The organism is bacterium (genome assembly GCA_019695335.1).
Lineage (GTDB): Bacteria > CLD3 > CLD3 > SB21 > SB21 > JABWBZ01.
In genome coordinates this window covers 71,928-96,576 of sequence record JAIBAF010000004.1, presented here as the reverse complement: position 1 = coordinate 96,576, position 24,649 = coordinate 71,928, and the positions used below count along the sequence as shown (strand labels likewise).

The window sequence follows — 24,649 nt, the reverse complement described above, 5'->3', positions numbered from 1 at the left end:
ATGTGGAATGTTCCAAAATTATTTTAAGATTGCCTTGCGCAATCTTCTGAAACACAAGTCATATTCATTGATCAATATTACCGGTCTGTCCATTGGAATGGCGTGCTGCATGTTGATGCTGTTATACATTCAGGATGAACTTAGTTACGACCGGTTTAACGAAAAAGCGGACCGTGTGTACCGGATTGTAGCCAGTAACAGCGGAGACGGACAGCCAACCAATGCGAACGGTGCATTTTCCTGGGCTCCGGCGATGCGTACGGATTTTAGCCGGGAAGTTGAACACGCCGTTCGTTTTCGGAAAATGGGATGGAATGAAAAACGGGTAATCGCTTACGGTGAAAACCGTTTTTATGAACCCAATCTTTTTTTTGCTGATGCTGACGTATTCGATGTATTCACATTTCCGTTTATCAATGGCGATGCTCATACGGCGCTTGTGAGGCCCAATACGTTAGTAATTACCGAATCTATGTCTCGGAAGTATTTCGGCGATCAGTCAGCGCTTGGCAAGACATTGGCCATCGACGCCAATAACGACGGACAATTTACAGGTTACGAAGTAACGGGCGTTATCAAAGATTTGCCGTCCAATTCGCACATTCAATTTGATTTCCTGGCTTCGTTTTCAAGCCTTAAAGGGCGTATCGAAGGCTGGGGATTTGATCCGGTTTTTACGTACGTGTTGCTCGCGTCGAGCACTTCTAAATCGGAAATGGAATCAAGATTCGACGCGTTTTTAAAAAAACACATGAAAGAACCATGGTATTCGATCAGTCTTCAACCTCTGCCTGAAATTCGGCTTCACTCTAAATTACGGGCCGAATTAACGCCCAATGGCGACATGCGTTATATATATATATTTTCGGCCATTGCCGTTTTTATTCTGGTGATCGCATGTATCAATTTTATGAATCTTGCGACGGCTCGCTCGGCCCAACGCGCACGTGAAGTCGGTATGCGGAAAGTGCTTGGTGCATACCGATCTCAATTGATCCGGCAATTTCTCAGTGAAGCTTTGATGTTGAGCTTTTTGTCGACGATAATCAGCTTTGGATTGATTGAATTATTCCTCCCGGTTTTCAATAATATTTCCGGAAAACGCATGACCATTGATTTTCTTTCCAATCTGCCGATGCTTGGTGGTTTAATAATCACAGGTTTGGCGGGTGGGCTTGCCACAGGAAGTTATCCTGCATTTTTTCTTTCGGCATTTCAACCGATTGAAGTGCTGAAAGGCAAACTGAAGAGTGGAAGCGCGTGGACGGCATGGTTTCGAAAAGGTTTAGTGATTTTCCAATTTGCAATTTCGGTTATTCTGATTATTGGAACACTGGCTGTATCGGATCAAATGCAGTTGATTCGTCGATTTAATCTTGGTTTTGATCGTGATCAGATTGTCATTTTGCCGGTTAATGACGGCATTCGTCAGAACGTAGCAGCATTTCGTACGGCTATGCTGAACAACGCAGGCGTGCAAAATATGACGATGACTGAGCAGGTGCCGGCTCGTTCCGGAAATGGTAATGACTATATAGTCGAGGGATTACCTGAAGAACTAGGATTACACCGCTATTTTGTAGATTATTATTTTCTGCAAACGTACGGCATTCCGTTGGTTGCCGGGCGTAACTTCGATGACATGCGTCCTTCCGATGCCACTGATGCATTTCTGGTCAACGAAACATTTTTACGTGAAGCCGGGTGGAAATCTCCGGAGATGGCTCTGGGCAAATCCGTTAAAACGAATTGGGGCGGTCAGGTTATTAAAGGCGTCATTGTCGGAGTAACTAAGGATTTTCAATTATTTTCATTCAGGGAGGAAGTAACGCCGTTGGCCATCAACATGCGGCCGTTAGAAAATTTAAATTTTATTTCCCTTCGCATTGCTACCGACGGATATGCATCCGTTCTGAATCATATTGAATCTGTGTGGAATCAATTTTCTCCCGATTACCCGTTTGATTACTACTTCCTCAATGACGATTTCGATCGATTACATCGGGCCGATGAACAACTTGGCCGCGTATTCGCTTATTTTGCGTCTCTTGCAATTTTTATTGCATGCCTTGGCCTTTTCGGATTGGCTGCATTCACGACCGAGCAGCGCACAAAAGAAATAGGTATCCGAAAAGTACTGGGTGCGAGCGTGGGTGGTATCGTGACTTTGTTATCAAAGGATTTTGTCAAGCTGGTGATCATTGCGGGCATAGTGGCTTGCCCGGCAGCTTATTATATGATGCAACAATGGCAGGCTGATTTCGTTTACAAAGCGCCGTTAAGCGCTTTAACATTTCTGGTAGCAATGGGATTAGCTCTGCTGATCGCTCTTGCAACCGTAAGTTATCAGGCGATAAAAGCCGCTACTTCTAATCCCGTAAAAACTTTGAAATACGAATAGACGGACCTTGTCTAAGGATGGAAAACGTATTCAACTATTGAATCAGGGTGAACGGACGGCCAATGCATAGATTGTAATTTCGAGATCAAATGCATTCCGTTCTCCCGTTTCCATTTTAATAAGGAGAATTTGCATGTTCCGAAACTATTTCAAAATTGCCGTGCGCAATTTATGGAAGCAGAAGACATATTCGTTTATCAATATCGCCGGATTAAGCGTCGGCCTGGCCGCGTTTATTTTGATCTTTATGTATGTGAAAGAGGAAATCCGCTATGATGCGTTTCACGAAAAAGGCTCCCGCATTTACCGGATGTATTATGAAAGACAAGATGAAAGTAATTTTGTCAGCGCTCCGGCATTACCAACCGGTGTAGGCGCAACGCTCAAAAACGATATTCCCGGGATAGAATCGGTCGTACGATTCTACGCAACAAAACCCATCTTAACAATCGGGGATCAACCGTTCAGAGAAGACGCGTTTTATTTTACCGATCACGGCGTGTTCGAAATGTTTTCTTTTCCGTTGATTACGGGGGATCCGAAGACCGCTTTGTCTGAACCGTTTTCAATCGTGCTGACTGAAACAATGGCCAAAAAATATTTCGGCGATAAGGATCCTGTCGGTAAAATTGTTCGTTATGAAAATCAGTACGATATGAAAGTAACTGGAGTAATGAAAGATATTCCAAAAACCTCTCATCTTCAATTCGACTGTCTTGCCTCCTTCCTTTCATTACAGGAAATTCTGAGATACTTGTTAAAGGAACGGGTGCTCAATGACTGGGTGATGTGGTCATTTAATACGTACGTATTGCTGCCTGAAAATTTATCGCCGGCCGAATTGGAAACTCCTTTCCGGGCTTTTCTGGATAAAAATGTCGAAGCGCCTGAAAATAAAAAATTGAAACTTGGGCTTCAGCCGCTTATGGATATTCACCTAAAGTCCAACCTTAAAAACGGTGATACTCCCACCAATAGCGACATTAAAAATATTTATATTTTTGCAATGGTAGGGTTTTTTGTATTGCTATTGTCATGCATCAATTTTACGAACCTTTCGATTGCCCGGTCAGGCGCGCGTTTAAAAGAAGTAGGCTTACGAAAAGTTGTAGGGGCACAACGTGGCCAGTTGATCCGTCAATTTTTTGGGGAGTCAACTTTGTATTGTGCGGTATCTTTTGCATTGTCATTATTATGGGTGGAATTGCTTATTCCGGCATTCAACGATTTGTCTGGGCGTCAGTACACATTGAGCTCTAGTATCTCCGGATTGGAGTGGGCCATATTATCAATCGTGCTGATGATAGTAGCGTCTGTTGCCGGAGGATATCCCTCACTGTTTTTGTCCTCATTTCGTCCGGCTTCAATTTTAAAAGGCAATTTTAAAATGAAGTCGCGTACAGGATTGCGGCGCATTTTGATTATGGCCCAGTTTACAATTTCAATCGCCCTGATGATTGCGACATTGGTCGTTCATAGGCAGTTACAATTTATGCAGAATTCCAAACTCGATCTGGCTAATGATCAAATCGTTGTGATGCCGCTGTCTGAAGGAATTAAAAAACAATACGAGGCTTTTAAACAGGAGCTGCTTAAAAATCCGTCCATTGTCGATATGTCGGCGGCTTCATCTGTTCCGGGCCGCGGTCAATTTCACCAAACGTATCATGCGGAAGGTGCCAATGAAGGCGATAATTTATTTTGGTCGACGGTGATTACTGATCATGAGTTTGTCAAAACGTATGGAATTGAAATTTCCAGCGGCCGCGATTTTTCGGAAAGTATCGCTACAGATGCCAGCGAAGCTTTTATCCTCAACGAAACCGCAGCGTTACAACTTGGATGGACCGAACCGCTCGGCAAGGAAATTACATTACTGAATGAAACACCGCCTCTTAAAGGGCGTGTGATCGGTTTGGTCAGAGATTTTCATTTCCGGTCGATGAAAGAACAAATTGAACCGCTGGTGATTCGTATCCAGTCATTCTGGCATCGAGTTGTTTCGATCCGTATACACAGTTCAGGAATATCTGAAACGATGACTTCACTCGAATCGGTTTGGAAGCAATTTGCTCCAGATCGCCCTTTTGAATATTCTTTCATTGATCAGGAATTTGAAAAATTCTATCGATCAGAGGAACGATTATCCGACTTGTTTCTTTATTTTTCCATTCTGGCTATCGGTATTGCTTGCCTGGGGCTTTTCGGATTAGCGTCGTATTCTGCTGAACAACGGACAAAAGAAATCGGTATCCGTAAAATATTAGGCGCAAGCGTGCCGCGTTTAATTGCTTTATTGTCTAAAGAATTCACGCTGCTGGTTGTTCTTGCCAATATCATTGCGTGGCCGGCGGCGTACTTTTTTATGAGCCGTTGGTTACAGGATTTTGCGTATCGAACTCCCGTGACTGTGGATATCTTTGTCATTGCAGCCCTTATGGCATTATTGATTGCCTTTTTGACTGTAAGCGGTCAGGCATTGAAAGCAGCGACCTCGAATCCTGCAGAAATTTTGAAATACGAATAAAAAAGAACCATGGAGAACGGGTGTTTTATACCCGTTCTCCCGGTTAAAAATAAGGAGAATTTCATGTTCCAAAATTACCTGAAGATCGCGCTTCGTAATTTACTGAAACACAAATTGTTTTCTTTCATTAATATTGCGGGATTGGCAGTGGGTATGACGTCATGCCTGCTCATTGTGTTATACGTTTGGGATGAAGTCAGTTATGAAGCTCAGCATGAAAAAGCCGACAGGATTTTCAGGTTAAATTGTGAATATTTCCTCCCAAAAAATGCCGGTTCTGAAGCCTATGCTGTCACCGGCCCCGGTGTGGCGCCCTTAATCGTTAAAGATTATCCTGAGATAGAATCTATCGTTCGCCTTCGCCGTTTGCAAGATAACTTAATCCAAAAGCCGAACACGACAGAGAGATTTTATGAATCAATCGTTTATGCCGACTCCACTCTTTTTGATGTCTTTACGTTGCCACTTTTGTCAGGTAACGCTTCGACGGCACTGGATAATCCTTATTCGATAATTATTTCTAAAGCTATGGCACATAAATATTTTGGTAATGAAGATGTTGTTGGAAAGACATTAACGTTGCCGATGGATACGGTCAATTTTACCATTATGGGCGTTTTGGATGATCCTGCCAAACCTTCGCATCTGCAATTTGATTTTATCGCTTCCTTTTCGACGCTGAGAAATTTTCACTTTAATCTTACCGGCTGGTGGAATTTTAGCTATCATACATTTGTATTGTTGAAACCGGAAACCGATGTAGCGGCGTTTGCAGAAAAAATAAAGGATATTTCGCACCGATATATTCCAGAGCAAGAAAAAATGTCCGGTTATTCTCAGGACTATTCACTGATCAATCTTAAAAATATTCATCTCGATTCTCATTTACGTACGGAATTCTCTGTGAATGGTAAGCGCATTTATGTGTATACGTTTTTTGGGATTGGCATTTTAATACTGCTAATCGCCTGTATCAATTTTATGAATCTCTCGACGGCGCGTTCATTGATTCGTGCGAAAGAAGTCGGTGTTCGGAAAGTCGTAGGGGCGTTTCGTTCACAGCTCATCCGTCAATTTTTGACGGAATCCTTGGTGATCACAACGCTTGCACTGGTTATGTGCATTATTTTTGCTGAGATGGCTTTACCGTGGTTGAATCAATTAGCGGACAAACAATTAACGCTCAATCTTACTAGAAATCCTCTTGTGGTCGCGGCTGTGGCCTTCATCGTTTTATTAACGGGGTTCGGTGCAGGTATGTATCCGGCTGTTTTTCTATCCTCGTTTGCACCGATATCGGTTCTCAAAAGCTTTCGCAATTCGTCCAAAGGCGCTTTTCTTCGTAAAAGTCTTGTAACGTTTCAATTTTCGATATCCATCGGCCTCATTGCAGGAATCGTGTTGGTGCATAATCAAATTCAATTCATGCGTGAAGCGGAACTGGGATTTTCTAAAGATCAGGTAGTGGTCATTCCGATTCGTGAAACGTCATCACTCTCACTATTCCAAACGCTGCAGAAAGAGTTGGAAAAAATTCCTGACGTAGTTGAAACCAGTGTTGCATCCAAAGTGCCTGGAAAAGAAATGGGTAACAACGTCGTTCGGCTTGGCTGGGACGATCAGGCGGCATGGAGTGACATGCGCTTTTTGTCGGTCGATCATGATTACCAGAAATTGTATGATCTGGAATTGATCGAAGGACGTTGGTTTGACAGGCAATTTCCTGCCGATGAAGAACAAAGTTTTGTGATCAATGAATCCGCAGTAGCTCGCCTCGGATTTGCATCCCCGTCGGCGGCTATCGGCCAGCCATTGCAGTGGCAGCGCAAGAAAGGACGCGTAATCGGCGTATTAAAAGACTTTCATTTTATGTCATTGCAAAACGCCATCGAACCGTTCATTGTTGTGATGGCGAACGGGCATTTTTCTGAAAATCTTTCAATAAAAGTTTCTACTCAGAATTATCATGCGATAGTGGATCAGATTAAAACGGTATACGAATCGGTATTACCGGGTCGAATTTTCGAATATCAATTTCTGGACGAAGACTTCGATCAATTGTACCGGGCTGAAGACCATTTTAATTCGATTCTGCTCGTGTTTACAGGATTGGCGATTTTCGTGGCCTGCCTTGGACTTTTGGGTTTGATTTCATACACGGCGCAACAGCGAACCAAAGAAATCGGAATCCGCAAAGTCATGGGCGCGACGGTAGGCAACATTGTTTTCCTGATTTGCCGTGACTTTATGAAGTTGGTCGTTTTGGCGATGGTCGTCGCAACACCGTTAGCTTATTATTCGATCAATCTTTGGCTTCAGGATTTTCCATATCGAACGGATGTGGCGTTGTGGGTTTTTCCGTTCGCAGGTTTGTTGGCCGTAGCGCTTGCGTTTTTGACCATTAGTTTTCAAGCCATCAAAGCGGCCGTGGCGAATCCGGTACAATCGTTAAAATATGAATAGAAAAAAAACATATCTAAAAATAACGATTTTGTTGTCGTTGGGAATGCTCTGTGCGTGCGAAAAAAAACAACACGCTGATGAGAGTAATTTCTATTCAACGGATCATTTTGAGTGGTTCTTGACTTCTCTTGATGAAGATAATGTGGCCGAAATGGCCAGCGATCTTGAAAATGAGTATTCGCGAATTACTAATGACTTAGACGCGACTCAGATGCCGATCGTGAGAATTCACTTGTATGTTTCATCAGAAGAATTGCACCAGGCGCTTTCGGATGAAGTTCCGAATCTACCGACATGGGCTACGGGACTTGTGACCAGCAAAACAGACGTACATATTGTGACGCCGAATAGCCAGCAATTCAGCTCGAGCGAATTCGATGCACGCAAGATTGACATTATTCATGAGTTTGCACATTGTGTCACTTTGCATGTTCGGTCGAATTTTGCAAACAATCCCCGCTGGTTATGGGAAAGCGTTGCAGTTTATGAGGCTAATCAATTCATCGATCCGAATTCGGTTTCATATATGGTTCAAGAATTGCCGCCGACCTTGAATGAACTGAATTCCTTTTCCAATACGAAAGTTTATGAGGTGGGATTTACTGTTACAGAATATATTGTAGAGCATTGGGATCGTAACACGCTGGTGCAATTGATCCTTTCCAATGGAAATTTACCCTCAGTTTTAGGTATAACCGCAGACGAATTTCAGAATAATTGGTTTCAATTTGTCAAAGACAAATATATGTGAGTATGAAAGGGGACGAAAAATGCTTCAAAGTTATATTCGTGTAGCGTTCCGGTATTTAATTAAACACCGTGTGTATTCGCTTATCAATATTCTGGGGCTTGCTGCGGGCATTGCTTCATGTGTTCTGATATTTCTATTCTCAAAACACGAATTGACGTATGACGCTTTTCATAAAGACGCCGGCAGAATATTCCTGGTTCAAAAACACCGAACGACTGCGTTGGGCTTGAAAGTTCTTAGCGACACATGGATTCCGCTATTGCCGGCACTTGCACAAGACTTTTCAGGCGTGGAAAATGGGGTACGCTTTTGGTCTTCTAAGCGTTGGATTCAATTGAACGAGAAAAAGTTTGAAGAAGAAGTTACATACACCGATCCGGAATTTTTGAAAGTTTTTGATTTTCCTCTCCAAAGCGGTGCGGCCGAATCGCTAAACGATCCGAGTTCTTTGGTGATCACACAATCAGTCGCCAAACAATATTTCGGTACTGAAGATCCTATTGGAAAAACATTGACTATTAATTTCGATAAAAACTTTGTTGTTCGTGGCGTTCTGGTTGATATCCCGCAGAATTCATCGGTTACCATAAAATTTCTAGCGCCTTTATCGAGTTTTCTTGATCTCACCGATCCTAAAGTTCAGAATTATTGGGATGGGTCCTTCCTGACGACGTTTATAAAACTGAAAGAAGGGATATCACCTGCAGCATTTGAAGAACAAATGGTCTCATTAGTCAAAAAGCAATTTGGTGATGACGGACCCAACGGAACGAAACAATTACAATTAAAGCTTTTGCCGTTACTGGAATATCGTGACAGTGAATTCAATACGCGCATTTATGCATACGCGCTGTTGTGCATTGCATTCGGCATTATCGTGATCGCATCGATCAATTATATGAATTTGGCTACGGCGCGTACCATGGAACGCGTTCGGGAAATCGGGATGCGCAAAGTTTTGGGAGCTGAGAGAACGCAACTCATCCGGCAATTTCTTGGCGAATCTATTGCGACGTCCTTGATTGCAATGTTACTCGGTATCGGGTTAGCAGAGCTTTTGCTTCCAGCGGTCAACGATCTTTATCATATTAAACTGTCATTAAATATCTTAGAGCCTTCATTGCTTGGAGTTGTTATCGGTGCCGCATTACTCAGTGGTGTTTTGTCGGGGATTTATCCCGCGTTGATTTTATCCGGTTTTAAGATACTGGACTCTCTCAAGGGGCAAAAAATTAAAACTAGCACAGGTCATTCCCTTCGTCAAATTCTAGTAACTCTGCAATTTGTCATCACAACGGTTCTGATCATCGGAAGTCTTACAGTATGGGATCAGATTGCTTTCATGAAAGGGCATCGTTTAAATTTCGACCAAAACAATGTCATTGTAATACCACTATCGTTGCGTGACTTTTCCAATCCTGATGCGAGCAAATCATCCGTAGAAGCTTTTAAAAATGATTTGCTGCAACAAACAGGCGTTGTATCTCTAGCGTCATCGATGTCGGTTCCGGGGCGTGTGAACGATGCCAACACTTTTGTCAGGCCAGAGGATTGGAAATCAGACGATCCGTTGCGAATGCGCTGGACAGCAATTGATGAAAATTTTTTTGAAACTTATCGTATGGAATTGGTCGAAGGAAGAAATTTTTCATTCGCTTCGGATAAGGATGAGTCCGTCATCATCAACGAAACAGCTTTAAGCGCAATGGGTTGGAAAACGGCGGTAAATAAAAAAATAAAAATTGGATCCAAATTTTATACGGTGATCGGCGTGGTTAAAGATTACCATACGGAGTCGTTACAACGCGCCATTTCACCGGTTGTACATTATTATCGTACCAGCGAAAGCGCGGCACCTCGGTTTGTTTCTGTCCGCCTCAAGCCGGAAAGCATCAATTCCACGATTGAATGGATTACCCAACGTTGGCAAAAACTCGACTCAAGCCGTGAGTTTAATTATTTCTTTGTTGATGAAAATTTCAATCAGCTTTATCAAAACGAAGAACGTATCGGCAAAGTGGTCGGCATCTTTTCTTCTCTGGCCATCGGTATCGCGTGTCTCGGTTTGTTCGGGCTTATTTCATTTACCGTGACACAGAAAACCAAGGAAATCGGCATTCGTAAAATCTTAGGGGCATCGGTGCCGAGCCTTGTGTATATGTTGTCAAGCAAACTAATAGTCGGGACTTTAATCGCGAGTTTGTTGGCTTGGCCTCTTGCTTATTTTGCGTTACAGCGATGGCTTCAGGATTTTGCGTTTAGAATTGAACTCAATGCAGGCGTATTTATCCTGGCTACGTTTGCCGGGGCATGCATTGCATTCATTACTGTGGCATTACAAGCAGTGCGGGCCGCAAACGCCAATCCAGTCGATGCTCTGCGCTATGAATAATTGGATAAAACCGTATTAACCTATACTCACTGAGAAAAAAAACTATGTTTGAAAATTACATCAAAGTCGCTCTTCGAAACCTGATTCGCGGAAAACTGTATTCTTTTATCAATATCACTGGGTTGGCGATCGGAATTTCGTGTTTCATGTTGATCATTTTGTTCATTCAGGATGAATTGAGATTTGATCGATTTCATAAAAAAGCTGAAAGAATTTTTCGTGTGGCGCAAAAATTAGACCACACTGAAGGGCAAGGCGAAAATTCTTCAAGCAATCCCTTCCCGGTCGCTCAGGCTTTAAAAACAGATTATCCGCATTTGATTGAAGAAACTGTCCGTTTTTTTAATTTTCAGGTTCCTTCGTTCAGTTTGCAGTACGGAGATGCTCGATTCAATGAAAAAAAACTTTTCTATGCTGATTCCAGCTTGTGGAAAGTATTTGATTTTCCTTTGGCGCAAGGCGATCCGAACACAGCACTGGCACAACCGAATTCCATTGTCTTAACGCAAGAAATGGCAAAAAAATATTTTGGCAATGAAAATCCTATAGGTAAAGTGCTTCGATTCGAAAGCGCAGTTGATCTGAAAGTCACCGGAGTATTTGAATCGTTGCCGACTCAATCGCATATCACTTTTGACGGTCTGATCTCGTTCGCCACAGTATATTCACAGACCGGTCCGAATTTTGGGCAAAGTTGGATTTGGAATCCTTGCTGGACTTATGTTCTTCTTAAAGAAAGTATTTATCCGTCTGAACTGGAATCACAATTCCCGGCATTTGTAAACAAGCATTATCCTGATTTTATCAAACCGCAGATCACGCATTATTTACAACGGCTTGAAGATATTCACCTTAATTCAAAATTGGATTACGAAATTCAGCCGAATAATAACAAGTCTGATATTTATATTTTTGCAGCGATTGGAATATTTATTCTGATTATTGCATGCATTAACTTTATGAACCTCGCAACAGCGCGATCGGCAGGGCGCGCGCGCGAAGTTGGGATGCGTAAAGTCCTTGGCGCCGAACGCAAACAATTGATCCGTCAATTTTTTGGCGAATCGTTATTCATGAGTTTCATTGCCGTTTTGGTTTCCATGATTTTGATCGCTCTTGCGTTGCCGGTATTTAATAATCTGGCGCAAAAACAACTAAGTCTGAATTTTCTGGCCAATCCGTTGATTTTTGCAATGATGGTATTGGTCGGTATTATTGTTGGCGTATTAGCCGGAGTCTATCCGGCACTGTATCTATCATCGTTCGAAGCAATCTCAGTAATGAAAGGCCGGATCAAATTCAGCGGCCGTAGTGGTACCTTGCGTAAAGGATTGGTCACACTGCAATTTGCTATTTCAATGGCGTTGATCATCGGTACGATGATCATTTACAATCAGTTGAATTATCTGCGTAATGTCGATTTAGGTTTCACGAAAGAGCAAGTGGTTATTGTGCCCGCCAAGCCTCCAATTGCTGGCCGTTATGAAACACTGCGGAACGAGTGGATGCAGGATAACAGCGTCATCAACGTGGCGACCATGAACGAAATTGTTGGTGCTCACCACAATACGCATGAATACAATTATGAGGGTATGGAAGCTGGCAAGTGGATTTATTTTCCGTCATTGATTGTCAGTGAAACCTTCGTTGAAACGTTCAATATGCAACTCGTAGCCGGTCGCAATTTTTCAAAAGATTTTCCGCGCGATGATTCGTTAGCTGTAATCATTAATGAAGCGATGGTGAGTCATCTCGGTTGGGAATCGCCGGAAAAAGCCGTCGGAAAACGTATGTATACGCCATCCGGCGATGAACGTGTCGTTGGTGTGGTTAAGAATTTTAATTTTGTATCTCTCCACGATCCGATCGGACCGTTTGCGCTGGATATGTCGCCCCAAAATCAGAAACCATTTTGGATTAAATATCTTGCCGTTCGGATTGCTCCGAAAGATTTTCGTGGAACCATTGCACATATTGAAAACAAATGGAATACGGTAGTGCCTGAATATCCGTTTGAATTCTTTTTCCTTGATGAGGATTTGAATAAATTATACAAATCCCAGGACAATCTTGGAAAATTGGTTGGCTATTTTGCCGCTTTGGCTGTAATCGTTGCATGTCTTGGCCTATTTGCATTGGCATCGTTTACGGCTGAACAACGTACTAAAGAAATAGGAATTCGCAAAGTTCTCGGGGCATCCGTCGGAGGAATTGTCGGGCTGTTGTCTAAAGAATTCTTGAAATTGGTGCTATTGTCGAACGTATTGGCATGGCCGGTCATTTATTATGTGATGGACAATTGGCTTAGCGGCTTTGCCTACCGCACATCGATTTCATTAATATCGTTTGTATTGGCGGCGGTACTGGGATTGGCCATTGCACTTTTGACGGTGAGTTTTCAGGCTATACGTGCGGCCGTAGCGAATCCGGCAAAATCGCTGAAGTACGAATAAATTTCTTTGTTTCAAAATGAACTTGTATTACATTTTTTCGTAAACGGATTTACTAAATTTACTTTTATTTTTTCGGAGTATCATTTCTATGATTAAACTCAGCGGCATCGAAAAATACTATTCCAGTGGTTTTGTAAAAACATACGTTTTGCGTGGAATTTCATGCGAAATCAAAGAGGGTGAGTTCATCTCCATTATGGGTCCGTCTGGTTCAGGCAAATCAACGCTATTGCACATTCTCGGTATGCTCGACGAACCAACTAACGGTGAATATTATTTCTTCGATCAAGCCGTACACAAAATGTCAGAAAAACAAAAAACGGAAATTCACAAGCAGTACATCGGCTTTGTATTTCAGAGCTATCACCTTATCGATGAATTGACCGTTTACGAAAACATTGAAACGCCCCTTTTATACAAAAAAATCAATTCATCAGAGCGAAAAGGTATGGTAGCCGATATTCTAGATCGTTTTAACATCGTCGGCAAAAAAGACTTGTTTCCTAATCAACTTTCCGGAGGTCAGCAGCAATTGGTCGGCATCGCTCGTGCAGTAATTACCAGCCCTAAAATCATTTTAGCTGACGAGCCGACGGGTAATCTTAATTCTGCTCAAGGTGAAGAGATCATGGAAATGTTTAAGAAGCTCAATAAAGACGGAACGACTATCATCCAGGTTACACATTCTGAAAAGAATGCTGCCTATGGAAGCCGGATTATTAATTTATTAGATGGATGGATAAAAGAAGGATAGAGAGATTGTCTATCTGAAAGAAATGTTACCAACATCAGTTAGAATTTAACGTTGGTTTCTTTATAAAGTTCGATTGCAGAGTTGATTGCAAACAGAAGTTGTTCTGAACTAAAAGGCTTTGGTAAAAATCCCTGCACTTGTACACTGTTTCCAGTAAGCTGATTTTCGTAAAAGACGTGATCACTGGCGGTAGCAACGATGATAGGAATGGTAGTATTGACTTTTCTTATTTTTTGAATAAGATCGATTCCATTTAATTTTGGCATGCACAAATCCGTTATGATTAAATCGATAGAACCGCGGTGTTTATTGAACAATTCTAATGCCTTCATGCCGTTATTAGTGGTTATAACACTGAAATTGTTCATTATTAAAAAGTGTTTATAGAAAAATAAAATCGATTCTTCATCGTCAACAATTAGAATCATACGGTATCCTTCCGACTGCTAAAATTTATGGCATCCTGATGCTTTGTGAGAGGAAACCGGATCTGAAAAGTTGAACCTTTTCCAACCTCGCTGACTACGGAAAGCGATCCATTGTGTTTTTTAACAATTGAATAGGCTATTGGCAATCCTAATCCTGTCCCTTTGCTTTTAGGTTTTGTGGTAAAAAATGGATCAAAGATTTTGTCGATATGCTCATTAGAAATTCCCATTCCGTTGTCTGAAATACTTACAACGATTACATGTTCACCATTTTTTTTTATTTCATCATCTATAGATACATTTAACGCTCCACCGTGCGGCATTGCGCCGATAGCATTTGAAAACAAATTCATAAACACTTGAAATAATTGGGTAAAATTACCATAAATCTTTGAAAAATCATTCTTTAAAAGAATGTTAAATGTAATGTTACCCGGTAATGTCTTAGCAAGGACTTCGTAGGCCTCATGAATCACGTTTTTTAGATCAACTTCACAAAAAGCAACTGATTTACTTTCATTGCGAGCGAAGAAAAGCACTTGTTTGACCAGATCAATCGCTCTGAATACATAGGATTCAAGACTATTTAACAAGTCACTTGATGGTTTATGCTTTAGCATGTCGATCGACATTAAAACTGGAGTAAGCAGGTTGTTTAAATCATGCGCGAGACCACCGGCAAGTGTTCCTAGAGATTCCATATGTCGGCTTCGTTGAAGATCCAACTCCATTTTTCTACTTTCTGTTACATCAGTATTAATCAGGAGGATTGAAAGATCTTCGTTATCCATATCTTGTACTGCAACCCAACGGCTAAATATTGTCAGTTGCTTTTGATGTCTGGTAGTCTGTAAAAAATCACCACTCCAAGTACCCTTTTGCTGGACTGTTTGACGTGCAATAGCATAGAGTTCAGGATCAGTAGCAATTAATTCATGGAATTGACAGCCTAATGCTTCTTTCGCTTTAAACCCATACACCATTTCAGCGCCGTTATTCCAAAAAGTAATTTGACCAGTATCGGTTGTGACAATAATGGCGTCGGTCGTCAAATCCAACAATCGTGCATACTCTTTCAATTTTTTTTCAGCGTGTTTGCGATCAGTAATATTTCTGCCGGTTGAAACAAAGTGTGTTGCCTTTCCATCGTCAATGATTGGGGTTATAGTTATTTCTTCATAAAACAATATTCCGTTCTTCTTTTTATTAATTAATTCCGATCGAAACACTTTTCCCGATAAAAGAGTTTTCCACATTGTTTTATAGTATTGACTCGGCTGTTTACCTGATTTAAGGACATTTGGCTTTTTGCCGAGCACTTCCTGTTTGGAATAACCTGTCAATGATTCAAATGATGGATTAACATATTCGATGATTCCGTTGGTGTCTGTTATAATAACTGAATCCGCTGTATGATGAATAGCGCTCGACAAAGTAGTGATGTATTCATCTTTTCTTTTTTTATCAGTAATATCTCTTGAGATACCCATGTAACCTATGACATTGTTACTGCAATCGTGCATCACGGTCGTGGTAAGAAAACTAATAAAAATCGTTCCATTCTTTTTTTTGTTGAAAACCTCTCCTTTCCAATAATTAAATTCGCTAAGATGCTTTTTCACCAAATTTGCATTATCTTGATCAGCATACAATAGGGATGCATGTTTTCCAATTACTTCTTCGCGAGAATAGCCGAACACCGATTGAGCTGCTTTGTTAAATTCGACAATCAGGCGGTTGGAATCCACAGCGATAATCATATCCAATGAGCTGTCAATAATCTGTTTGGCATAATACTCGGAAGCTTTCAAAGATAGTTGATTTTGTTTTTTTTCTGTTACATCGTAAAATAGTTCAATTGAACCAACAACCTTGTTTTGAGAATTTGTTATTGCCATTCCACTAACTTCAATCGGGTACAGCAAGCCGTCTTTTTTTCTAATCTTTATTTCGAATGGATCAGCAAATTTCTGTGTGCGATTTTCTTTTTTTTCTTGTACGGCTCTTTTGCCTTGTTCATCGAATAAATTTTCATAGTTAATGTTTCCAACCAATTCATGCTCGGCGTATCCAAACATTTGACAGATTCTCTTATTGACAAAATGTATCGTATAATCGTTATCAATAATTATTACGCCAACGTCGATTCGCTGAAAGAGTTCACGAATGGTTGAGTCGTAAATGTTTAAATCATCATTTATTAAGTTCTCCTTATCCCCCATTACTTGTTTTTCAACAAGAAACATCACAATCCTGAATAAAAGTTTTAAATTAAGATCTTGGAGTATCTGAAGTAGTCAACAGGCAGGATCTTATTATTTAAGATATAAGTCGGAAGTAAAAAGTACACATACGATATAAGCTTAACAACTGCACGAAAGTGTAGTAAATTACTGTTTTAATTCCGTTGATGATCAAAAAACCATCAAAAAAGGCGGGTTAAGTGCTGCTGCTGCGAAGAGTTCAATGGTGTTTAGCCGGTGTGGACCGGCACGTTTCAAGCTCCTGAACAAACGAATGAAAATACACTGAGTCACGCGCGCATTTTTTTTAAATTTTTTTGTTGAGAATTCGATAAAAAATGATTTCCTTGACTGTATTCATCTGGTTTTTCGGAACATTCCCAATGGCAGTTCGTAGTGAAAATTCGTCCTGTCGCTGAATTTTCAGTATGACACGATTAGGTCATTCATTGTCAATAAAAATAGAAGTAAGTATCGATTAAGCTTATGAGTTTGTCCTAGATCGTGCATTGAAACCCTAAAAAAATAAAACGTTTTAACATAATCATAGAGGTACCAATGAGAAGAAAGATTATAGCCGCAACGTTTATTTTGGCGCTGGCGTGTGTCGCATGGATGGGGTTCAGCGGCACGGCTCAAAATGCATACAAAAATATTCTCAAACTTCAACGCGTGATGGATATCGTGAGCCAGGTTTATGTTGAGGAAGTCGACGCCAATGCTATTACTGAAGCAGCCATCGAGAGTATGCTGAAAGAACTAGATCCGCATTCAGTTTACTTTCCCCCGAAGGAGTCCAAAGCCGTTGCCGAGAAAATGCAAGGTGATTTCGAGGGTGTGGGTGCTACAATTGAAATTGTACAAAATTGGCCGGTGGTCGTCACTACCATGGCCGGAGCTCCTGCCAACAGGATGGGGATTCTTGCGGGCGATAGAATAACAAAAATTAATGATGAAAAAACCGAAGGCTGGCAATTGGAGCAAGTAACGTCAAAACTTCGCGGTCCGAAGGGAACGAAAGTACATTTGACAATTCAGCGGCCCGGCACGTCGGAAACAATTGATGTGGATATTGTGCGCGATAAAATTCCGTTGTCTACGGTAGCATCAAAATTTATGCTCGATAAAGAAACCGGCTATGTCAGTATTTCAATGTTTTCAACAAAAACGGCCGATGACGTTGAAAAAGCATTACAGGAATTGGAAGCTCAAGGATTGAAGAATTTGATTTTAGACTTACGCGGCAATGGCGGCGGCGTATTACAGCAAGCGTTTCTAGTCGTTGATAAATTTATTCCTGGCGACAAACTGGTCGTATATACGCGTGGTCGTATTGCCTCGGCTAACGAAGACTTTTATTCGACTGATAAACCCAAATTTCGCCCTTATCCGTTGATTGTATTGATGGACCGCGGTGCCGCTTCTGCATCGGAAGTAGTGGCGGGAGCCATTCAGGATCTCGATCGAGGATTGATACTCGGCGAGCGCAGTTTCGGCAAAGGTCTGACTCAACTGGAATATCCGCTCAATGACGGCAGCGCCGTTCGCATCACGATCGGTCGTTATTACACGCCAAGCGGCCGCTTGATTCAGCGCGATTACAAAGATAAATCCCTGAAGGATTATTATCGTGAACGAATTGCCGAGGATTACACGGATTCGTCGAAAATTTTTCATACGGCTAAAGGCCGCGCAGTCTATGGCGGTGGTGGAATTGTTCCTGATCATCATGTTGACTCGGATACGGTTGGAACCTACGCACGTTATCTGTGGATGAAAGGCGCTATCCGTGATTTCACCAATAAATTTCTCGAAGAACAGGGGTCTGCATTGCGTGATCGTTATAAAAACGATTTTGTGGGATTTCTCAAAAATTATAAAACACCGGAAACCGATTTGCAGGCGGTTGTGAAATCAGGCGAATCGAAGGGCGTACCATTCGACCAGGCTGGATATCTACAGGATAAAGATTTTCTATCCAATGTTTTGAAGGCCGAAGTAGCACGGTACATTTGGGACAATGACGCGTCAGCTCGCGTGCGTATTGAGTTGGACAATGTCGCACTTGAAGCGCTTAAATACTTCAAAGAAGCCCAAAAATTTGCCGATAATTTTATGGATGGCGGTAAGAATTAATCCGTAACAATATGCGAAAATTTATTGGCCTTTTTTTAATTGTTTCGACTGTTGTATATCCACAGTCTCCGAAATTATGGAACGGCTTAAAACCCGGCCCGTATGCTGTCGGATTTAAAGTAATTAATACTCGCGATTCAACTCGATCGGTTGAAAGTCTGGGGGCTTTGCGTCCGATTCAGATCGGTGTATGGTATCCAGCGGTTGCCGTGTCCTCCAGAATGACCTATGGTGATTACATCGCTTACTCTTCTAAAGAGACAGATTTAACAGAAATAGAAGACGATGAACAACTGAAAAGCCTTGAAGTCTATGGAAAATTTCTCGAATCCAATGGTATTCCAACCAAAGTCGTACGTGATTGGTTTGGCAGCGAGATGTTCGCATCGTTTAATACCAAGGAAGTCAAAGGAAGTTTTCCGCTAGTAATCATTGCCCAAGGTAATTTCCATTCCGCCCATCACCAGTCCATTTTAGCCGAATTTCTTGCCAGTCACGGATACGTGGTTGCAACATCGCCGTCTCAAACCAAAATTACAGGTCCGCTGAAATCCAATGACGAAATCTTACCCAGTGCCATTGATCAAAAAAAGGACATGGAAATAATTGAGAAACGATTACGTCAACTTTCGTTCGTGGATAATGAAAAAACGGCTGTAGTTGCCCATAGTCTTGGTGCACGAGCCGGATTGATTTTTATTAACGATCATCCGTCGACAATGGCATTTGTCAGCCTTGACGGAGGCATTGGTAATAAAATCGGTAAAGAATGGATCTCAAGTTGGAAGGAATTTAAACCACAATCCATCCAAACTCCCATACTTCACTTTTATGAGAACATTGAGGAATATATTGTACCGGATTTTGAATTAATTGAATCTTTAGAACACAGCGATAGAATTATCGCCAAAATAGATTCCATGCATCATTACTATTTTTCCAGCCTTGGTTTTGTTGCCGCAGCTTTTCCTGATTTTGATCGTATTGCTTCAAAAAACCTCGATCAGAAATGCAACGCCGTGGCTAACGCAACATTATATTTTTTAGATCAATATGTCAAAAAAGATGCAAACAATTTCCAAGCTTTGATAAAGCAAAACGCGGACTGGAAATATGTTACTGCAAGATAAGAATTTTTGTCCTAATTTTATAATACCATTCGTTCATAAAGAAATTAATTTAACTTATTTTTAAGGAGATTTCTTATGAAGGAATTCATGTTTTTATTCCGCGGTGGCGATGCGCGTCGTCTGCAAGAACAAAAATCACCCGAAGCCTGGCAACAGCATATGATGAAATGGAAGGCATGGATGGAGTCGCTTGGCAAAAAAGGTCAGTTAGCAGGTGGCCAGCCTTTGACAATGAACGGCAAAGTGGTTCGTGAAAGCGGAAAACAAATTACAGACGGCCCGTTTGCAGAAGGCAAAGAAGTTGTCGGAGGGTACCTGTTGATCAAAGCGGCTGATTTGGATGAAGCAGTGGCTATTTCGAAAGGCTGCCCGATTTTTGAACACGACGGTTTTGTCGAAGTCCGTGAAATTACTCAGTTGAACATGTGAATTCATTATCTAAAAACTCTACTGAAATTCAAGAGATTGTGGACCATCTTTTCCGGCACGAGTCGGGAAAGATGGTTTCGCTTTTAACGCGTATTTTTGGTCTTCATAATCTGCAATTAGCTGAGGATGTCGTGCAAGAAACGCTGCTCAAGGCGCTTACGATCTGGCCGTATTCAGGCATTCCTGCAAATCCTTCCGGTTGGCTTTTTCAGGTAGCTAAGAATCTCGCCCTTGATAAAATTCGCAGGGAACGATCTACCGTTCATTATGCGGAGGACATTTCTTTGTTACTGAAATCAGAATGGACTCTTGTTTCTACGTTAAATGATTTATTTATCGACAATGAAATTCAGGACGACCAGTTGAGAATGATATTTGCGTGTTGCCACCCTTCATTGCCGGCGGAATCGCAAATCGCCTTGACTTTAAAAACGCTGTGCGGATTTAGCATTGGAGAAATTGCCAAAGCCTTCCTGACTAACGAGTCCACTATCAACAAGAGATTGTATCGTGCTAAATCTGACATTCGTTCGGAAAAAATCCGTTTTGAAATTCCTATGGGGATTGAATTACAACCGCGTATTGAGAGCGTATTATCGGTATTATATTTAATGTTTAACGAAGGATATGCTTCATCGAGTGCCGATCGTTTGATTCGAGAAGATTTAGTGGCTGAAGCCATGCGGATAGCACATTTATTGATCCATCATCAGGAATTAAAACGACCGGAAGTATATGCGTTACTTGCTCTGATGTCTTTTCATGCTTCACGTTTTTTATCGCGTATCGATGGTCACGGGCACATTCTTTTACTGGAGGAGCAAGACCGATCCTTATGGGATCAAGAATTGATACAGCAAGGCCAATATTATTTGAATGAATCTGCTCAGGGTAATCAATTAAGTTCCTACCATATTGAAGCCGCCATCGCTTACTATTATGTAGAAGCGCAGACATTTAAGAATACGCAATGGAAAGAAATCCTTAAATTGTACGATAAATTGTATATACTTAGACCGTCACCGGTTGTAGGCCTGAATCGTGCGGTTGTTGTTGCTGAAATATTCGGTCCGAGGAAAGCTTTAGAAGCAATTGACGAAATACCGAACAAAAATAAATTGGCTCACTATTATCTTTTCTATTCAGTAATGGGAAATTTGCACGCCCGGCTGGGAGAATCCGACACATCACGATTCTATGTAAGAAAAGCCATCGAATTAACCGATTCACCTCTTGAAAAAGAGCTCCTTCAACGAAAATTATTAAATTGCTAACATCGTAATATATTTTCCGACAACTGGTTTCTAAGTATTCAATTTTCATATGGACCAATCAGCTTCCCTAACTCATCGTAATAGTTTTCAATGGCTGCTGTCATTTCTTTTATGGACGCTGATCGGTTTGATTTTTTTCGGCCAATCATATTATTTTAGTGCTGTCGCTGGACAGAATTTTCCAGTGTTTTCGCGTCTTGTTTTTGAATTGACCAATGCGTATGCATGGGCGTTGTTGTCGCCGCTTTTGTTTTTTTTGGCGCGTCGATTTCCTATCGAAAAACCCGTAATTTTTTCTCGAATTAGTTTACATTTTTTTTTATCGCTCCTTATCGGCCTTATTCATAAAATCGGTTCATTCTGGAGTTCACTTGTTATCGCTCCGCCGAATAGCCCGTTATCTCCTGATGCGGTAGTCTTCAAAATTACCGGGGGATTAGTCAACAGTATTATCGTCTATTGGATTCTTTTGGGAATTTATTCCGCGGTCAGCTATGCCAATCGATTCCGTGAACAAAAATTAGTCGCGACCCAACTTGAAGCACAATTGGCGCAGGCGCAGCTTACCGCATTGAAAATGCAATTGCAGCCACATTTTTTGTTCAATACGCTTCACGCCATTGCTACGCTGATGGAAGATGACATCAAGGCGGCCCAGCGGATGCTGGCGCGTCTTAGCGAATTGCTGCGCCTGACTCTTGACCATGTGGGCGAGCAGGAAGTACCTCTTTCCAAAGAAATTGAATTTTTAAAAAGTTACCTGGAAATCGAAGAAATCCGTTTTCATGACCGGCTGCGGATTAGCTACAATATTTCACCGCAAACTTTGGAAGCGATGGTTCCGACGCTGATCTTGCAACCTCTCGTTGAAAATGCCATCCGCCACGGTATAACTCCCAAAACTTCCGGCGGAGCCATTTCGATTGTTGCTTTGCAACAAAATGGACAACTCGAGCTGACCATAAGTGATGACGGAAAAGGTGCGGGTGAAATCAAACAAGGGGTCGGACTTTCGAATACCAGAAAAAGATTGGAGCAACTTTATGGTAAGAAACAAGTTTTTGACTTTGGAAATTTACCCGGTGGCGGTTTTACCGTTACGTTAAAATTTCCCTTTCACACCATATAAAAAATCATGAAATCCGTTTCAAAAATTAAAACTGTCATTGTAGATGACGAACCCTTAGCCCGGCGGAGAATTAAGAAACTAATTAGTGCTCAGCCAGACATTGAGCTGTTTGCCGAATGTAATAACGGTAAAGACGCTCTGACAGTCATTGAAAATGCACATCCCGATCTGGTATTTCTTGATGTACAAATGCCGGAATGGAACGGATTTGATGTGATCGAAAGGATGGATATTCAATCTTTACCCGTAATCATCTTTGTAACGGCTTACGATACCTATGCAATCAAGGCTTTTGATGTACATGCAATCGATTATATACTTAAACCATTTGATGACGAACGCTTTTTCCATGCTTTGGACCGGGCCAGAGAATTTATTCGACACAAAGAAACCGGCGAATGGGCTAAACGCATTTACAATATGATTACCGGAATACATCCGGAAAGACCGCCCGAGTCAGTTGAAGTATCCCGATATCTTGATCGGATTGTTGTCAAATCATCGGGACGGATTCATTTTGTTCCGGTTGAGACGGTTGATTGGATCGAAGCTTCGGGAAAATATTTAGATATTCATTCGGGTAAAGCAACGCATCGGATCAGGGAATCCATAAGTGAACTTGAACATAAACTCGATCCTGGAAAATTTTTGCGTATTCACCGCTCTTACATTATCAATATCGATTGTATTCGTGAAATGCAATCCTGGCATAAGGGTGAATACGTTGTAATATTGAATAACGATGTCAAACTTATTACCGGGAAAGGGTACAGAAGTAATTTAAATGTGTTATTGAATCGATCATTATGAGTATAAAACTCTAAAGTACAGTTATTGTAACTTTAGCCTGGCATAACCGTATATCGGACATTCACGTCAGATAGGTAAACCATGGATGCTTCAACTTTTAACTGGTGGCCGTTTTTTTACGGTGCAATTATTTTTCAGGGTGTTTTTTTGGGTATTGTATTATTGGCAACTAAAAAAGGATACCCAACAGCTAATCGTTATCTGGCTGCTATGATGTTTATTTTCTCACTGGCTTTAGTTGAACGGGTTATTTCTCTTTCGGGATTGTATCAGACGTGGCCGCATTTGCTGTTCGTTTCCTCACCTTTTTGGTTCATGTTACCTCCCTTATATTATTTTTATGCGAGAAGTTTCACCGGGCAGTCCGTGCATTTTTCACCGATTCAATTGCTCCATGTTGTTCCAGTCATACTAGTGGTAGTCTATTTTACTCCGTATTACCTATGGTCTAAAGAAATGAAATTAATTTTCATTCAGGATCGCTCATTATTTTATAACCACGAAGAAAGCTTCATTTATTCCTCGGTGTACTACATACAAAGCTTAGGGTATCTGATCGGATCCATATTTGTTTTTGGGAACTATGGAAAACAAATTTTAAGTAATAAATGGTTGCTGTTATCATATTCGGCGCTGACGTTATATGTTTTATTCAATACCGTTCAGTCAGTTTATTACTTTCTCACGTATGAAAATTTGTTCGATTTCAAACTATGGGGTACGCCTATTTATGCAGTTGTTATTTTTTCATTGGCATACTTTGCCTTGATAAAACCGGAAATGATATTCGTTCCTTCTTGGAAATTATGGCAACAAAAAAACGGCCGTTTGTCGGCGGATGAGATGGATAATATCATAACCAGTCTCAGGAAACTGATGCAGACACAAAAGCTTTATTTGAATTGCGATTTGAAATATTCAGATGTAGCCGCAGGCTTAGGCATTAGTGTTCGCTCACTATCGGATGCGCTGAACGAGCATGCAGGACTTTCTTTCAATGATTTTGTCAACGAGTATCGTATCCATGAAGCAAAGCAGTTTATTTTAAAAGGTAAGCTCGAGAATGAGACCATGTTAGCCGTTGCCCTCAATTCCGGCTTCAAAAATAAAAGTTCTTTTAATCGGGTTTTTAAGAATCAAACCGGACAGACCCCCACCGAGTTTCTCCAGTCATCCAGCCACGAAAGAGCCTTTAACGTAGCTTTATAAATTATTGTTAAAGCAAAATTTTTCAAGTATTTAATACCAATAAAAAAATTTAAATTTTTTATTGACTTGTGATATGAAACTTTTTATATTGGAAACCGTAAAAACGATTTAAGTTTCCAC

Annotated in this window: 16 protein-coding genes; 14 read left to right on the top strand and 2 right to left on the bottom strand. The window is 41.2% G+C overall.

Going from position 1 to position 24,649, the window contains the following annotated elements:
* The first annotated feature begins 7 nt into the window (after nt 1-7).
* The 7 genes from K1X84_02080 (at nt 8) to K1X84_02050 (ending at nt 13,741) form a co-directional block, all read left to right on the top strand.
* On the top strand, nt 8-2,401 hold the full coding sequence (locus tag K1X84_02080) for an ABC transporter permease (GenBank protein MBX7150400.1): 2,394 nt from the start codon (nt 8-10) through the stop codon (nt 2,399-2,401).
* A gap of 133 nt (nt 2,402-2,534) precedes the next feature.
* Nucleotides 2,535-4,928 carry an ABC transporter permease gene (locus K1X84_02075; protein MBX7150399.1) on the top strand — a complete coding sequence of 798 codons (2,394 nt, stop codon included), beginning with the start codon at nt 2,535-2,537 and terminating at the stop codon, nt 4,926-4,928.
* Nucleotides 4,929-4,991: 63 nt separating this feature from the next.
* Nucleotides 4,992-7,391: an ABC transporter permease gene (locus K1X84_02070; GenBank protein ID MBX7150398.1), complete on the top strand. Its 2,400-nt coding sequence runs from the start codon at nt 4,992-4,994 to the stop codon at nt 7,389-7,391.
* A complete protein-coding gene (locus tag K1X84_02065) occupies nt 7,384-8,142 on the top strand; it encodes a hypothetical protein (GenBank protein ID MBX7150397.1) in 759 nt (252 codons plus the stop codon). The genes K1X84_02070 and K1X84_02065 overlap by 8 nt, the downstream gene beginning before the upstream one ends.
* Before the next feature lie 19 nt (nt 8,143-8,161).
* Nucleotides 8,162-10,534 (top strand): ABC transporter permease, encoded by a 2,373-nt coding sequence (locus K1X84_02060; protein ID MBX7150396.1) that lies wholly within the window; start codon nt 8,162-8,164, stop codon nt 10,532-10,534.
* 44 nt (nt 10,535-10,578) lie between these two features.
* The gene (locus K1X84_02055; protein ID MBX7150395.1) at nt 10,579-12,987 is read left to right on the top strand and encodes an ABC transporter permease; all 2,409 of its coding nucleotides are present in this window, start codon (nt 10,579-10,581) and stop codon (nt 12,985-12,987) included.
* A gap of 88 nt (nt 12,988-13,075) precedes the next feature.
* Nucleotides 13,076-13,741 carry an ABC transporter ATP-binding protein gene (locus tag K1X84_02050; GenBank protein MBX7150394.1) on the top strand — a complete coding sequence of 222 codons (666 nt, stop codon included), beginning with the start codon at nt 13,076-13,078 and terminating at the stop codon, nt 13,739-13,741.
* Nucleotides 13,742-13,779: 38 nt separating this feature from the next.
* Here the strand turns inward: K1X84_02050 and K1X84_02045 are convergent, their stop codons facing one another.
* Entirely contained in the window at nt 13,780-14,169 is a 390-nt protein-coding gene (locus K1X84_02045; GenBank protein ID MBX7150393.1) for a response regulator, read from the bottom strand.
* A complete protein-coding gene (locus K1X84_02040) occupies nt 14,166-16,415 on the bottom strand; it encodes a PAS domain S-box protein (protein ID MBX7150392.1) in 2,250 nt (749 codons plus the stop codon). Before K1X84_02040 ends, K1X84_02045 begins: the two co-directional genes overlap by 4 nt.
* A gap of 555 nt (nt 16,416-16,970) precedes the next feature.
* On the opposite strand from K1X84_02040, the gene K1X84_02035 reads away from it, so the two are divergent.
* The 7 genes from K1X84_02035 to K1X84_02005 all read left to right on the top strand — a co-directional run bounded on the left by K1X84_02035 (nt 16,971) and on the right by K1X84_02005 (nt 24,529).
* Complete coding sequence (locus K1X84_02035) at nt 16,971-18,548, top strand: S41 family peptidase (protein ID MBX7150391.1); 1,578 nt, start codon at nt 16,971-16,973, stop codon at nt 18,546-18,548.
* Between the two features lie 11 nt (nt 18,549-18,559).
* On the top strand, nt 18,560-19,678 hold the full coding sequence (locus K1X84_02030; protein ID MBX7150390.1) for an alpha/beta hydrolase: 1,119 nt from the start codon (nt 18,560-18,562) through the stop codon (nt 19,676-19,678).
* 75 nt (nt 19,679-19,753) lie between these two features.
* Nucleotides 19,754-20,107: a YciI family protein gene (locus K1X84_02025; GenBank protein ID MBX7150389.1), complete on the top strand. Its 354-nt coding sequence runs from the start codon at nt 19,754-19,756 to the stop codon at nt 20,105-20,107.
* A complete protein-coding gene (locus K1X84_02020; GenBank protein ID MBX7150388.1) occupies nt 20,104-21,381 on the top strand; it encodes a sigma-70 family RNA polymerase sigma factor in 1,278 nt (425 codons plus the stop codon). Before K1X84_02025 ends, K1X84_02020 begins: the two co-directional genes overlap by 4 nt.
* A gap of 49 nt (nt 21,382-21,430) precedes the next feature.
* The gene (locus K1X84_02015; protein MBX7150387.1) at nt 21,431-22,510 is read left to right on the top strand and encodes a histidine kinase; all 1,080 of its coding nucleotides are present in this window, start codon (nt 21,431-21,433) and stop codon (nt 22,508-22,510) included.
* 6 nt (nt 22,511-22,516) lie between these two features.
* Nucleotides 22,517-23,320, top strand: a complete 804-nt coding sequence (locus tag K1X84_02010) for a LytTR family DNA-binding domain-containing protein (GenBank protein MBX7150386.1) — start codon at nt 22,517-22,519, stop codon at nt 23,318-23,320.
* Nucleotides 23,321-23,401: 81 nt separating this feature from the next.
* The gene (locus K1X84_02005; protein MBX7150385.1) at nt 23,402-24,529 is read left to right on the top strand and encodes a helix-turn-helix domain-containing protein; all 1,128 of its coding nucleotides are present in this window, start codon (nt 23,402-23,404) and stop codon (nt 24,527-24,529) included.
* The last annotated feature ends 120 nt before the right edge of the window (nt 24,530-24,649 follow it).